This window comes from Bacillus sp. AFS029637, assembly GCF_002584985.1.
Classification (GTDB): Bacteria; Bacillota; Bacilli; order Bacillales; family Bacillaceae_G; genus Bacillus_A.
On the sequence record NZ_NUPZ01000051.1, the window covers coordinates 1 to 2,375 of the forward strand.

General features: G+C 42.1%; 1 protein-coding gene. It reads left to right on the forward strand.

Annotated features, from left to right (window positions below; all coding sequences use genetic code 11):
- Positions 1 to 610: 610 nt before the first annotated feature.
- Positions 611 to 2,272 carry a group II intron reverse transcriptase/maturase gene (gene ltrA / locus COE49_RS25460; protein ID WP_088232695.1) on the forward strand — a complete coding sequence of 554 codons (1,662 nt, stop codon included), beginning with the start codon at positions 611 to 613 and terminating at the stop codon, positions 2,270 to 2,272.
- Positions 2,273 to 2,375 lie beyond the last annotated feature (103 nt).

The following is a 2,375-nucleotide window of genomic DNA, read 5'->3' on the forward strand; positions in this document are numbered from 1 at the left end:
CGTTATGGTGCGACAAGAAGTCGCATTCTTACAGTGTAGCTTTCGCTACTAGTCTAGACGCTAAGACCATCTCCGTCCGAAACTGCAAGCTCGGTAACAGGCTTGTGGGTTGCATGAGGAAATGCGGAAACAAACGACCAGTACATGGTCTGGAAAACTGCTAGGAGAAGATAGGTATGGTGAACGAAAGTGAAGACTTGCAAGCTTCGTAACCATTAGCCCAAGATAATGTACAGCCTTGCTTGGGTATTGACAAAAGGAAAGGCAGGCTCATAACACTGCCGTGTCGCGTCCCGCATTTTGTCCGGAGTAAAGAGTCCACCTAACCCTACCGCATCTGTGGAATGTGAAACTTGGTAAGCCCTATGTCATCTGGGAAATCAGTAGTGAGACTGTAAAGTCAAGCGATGTGACAGAGGGTAAAGGATATAGGAAAAAGCGAATGCCGTTGTACCGAAAGGTAACAGAAAAACAACAAGTATAACTGAACGGATATTGTCGTCCTCACGGACAATCCCATGACAAGCTCGAAAGAGAGCCCACTTCCTATAGGTCTTCAACACGGAAATATATCTGTAAGTTATCTTCTGACGAATAGGAGCGTGCAGTTATGAACACCTCAGAACGAGCGTCGGCGCACGTCTCGTATACAGAGTGGAACTCAACGGATTGGAAAGCAGTCCAAATGTATGTGACGAAGTTACGACAAAGAATTTATCGTGCCGAACAGTCAAATCAACATAGAAAGGTAAGAAAACTTCAACGTTTACTCCTAAGGAGTGAGGCGAACTTAATAATATCCATTAGAAGGGTGACGCAACAGAATAAAGGAAAGCGAACACCTGGAGTAGATGAACATACAGCGTTAAGTCGGAGGGAAAGAAATCAATTATATGAGCAACTTAGAAAGCAGAATATCCTCCGACATCATCCGAAACCAGCGAAACGTATATACATCGCCAAAAAGAATGGGAAGTTAAGACCTTTAGGTATTCCCACAATAAAAGACAGAGTATATCAAAATATGGTCAGAAACGCATTAGAACCACAATGGGAATCTAGATTTGAAGCAAATTCTTATGGTTTCCGTCCTAAAAGAAGTACACATGATGCCATACGTAGTATCTTCAACAGGATTAACGGGGGTAGTAAGAAGAAATGGATATTTGAAGGAGATTTCAAAGGATGTTTTGACCATCTGAATCATAATTGGATACTCAAACAATTAGCCAATTTCCCCGGGAGCCAACTTATAGAAAGATGGCTTCAAATGGGGTACATGGAACGAAATGCTTTCTCTGAGACGCAGGAAGGAACTCCACAAGGAGGGATTATCTCACCTTTATTAGCTAATGTCGCACTTCATGGAATGGAAGAAGCATTAGGTATCACTTACAAAAAGAATTACAAAGCCAATGGAAGCTACATTATCCATCCCGCTTGTAAAATAGCTCTTGTGCGTTATGCAGATGATTTTGTCGTCCTAGCGGAAACAAAAGAGCAAGCCCAATCCATATATGAGAGACTCCGTCCCTATCTGAAAGATAGAGGACTGGAACTAAGCCTAGAAAAAACGAAGGTTACACACATCGAGCGAGGTTTTGAGTTTCTAGGATTTTCAATCCGACAGTACAAGACATGGAAAGGAAATAAATTATTTATTAAACCAAGTAGGAGCGGCATACAGAAAGCTAAAGAGAAGATTAGAGATACATTTCGCACTATGAAAGGACAACCTATTGGTGAAGTTATTCGGGTATTGAATCCAATTATCGGGGGTTACGGACAATATTGGAAACATGTAGTGTCTAAGAGGATATTTAGCAAGATAGCAAACTATGTATTCTGGAAGGTACGTAAACATCTCAGACAATTACATCCTAAAAAGTCATGGAAATGGATTAGAGCACGATACTATAAAGCCCCGCATCATGGAGGGAATGTATGGGTTCCAACCTGTCCGAAGACAAATATTCAGCTACTACATATGCCGTGGATAAAGATTGAAAGACACGTTATGGTTATGTACAAAAACAGTCCCGACAACCCTACTCTCAAGGAATACTGGGAGAAGCGAGACCGTAAGGTTTTCAACCTAGAGAATACAATGGATAGAATGAAGCTGGCTAGAAAACAAGGATACCGCTGTGCAATATGCAAATGTCCTCTGCAAAATGGAGAAAAGGTCATTGTAAAGGATATGCCCATTCATCAAAGTCACTTACAGCCTAATGGAAATACACGACTCGTCCACTTACCCTGCCTACAATGATACTGTGACCGGATAAAAAGAAGGCTTGAGCCGTATGATGGGAAACTGTCACGTACGGTTCTTAGGGGAGTTAGGGGCAGTGATGCCCCTCGCTTACCCGACT

Excerpts from the sequence above, each read along its gene's own strand:
- ltrA (WP_088232695.1), top strand. The coding sequence starts at position 611 with ATGAACACCTCAGAACGAGCGTCGGCGCACGTCTCGTATACAGAGTGG.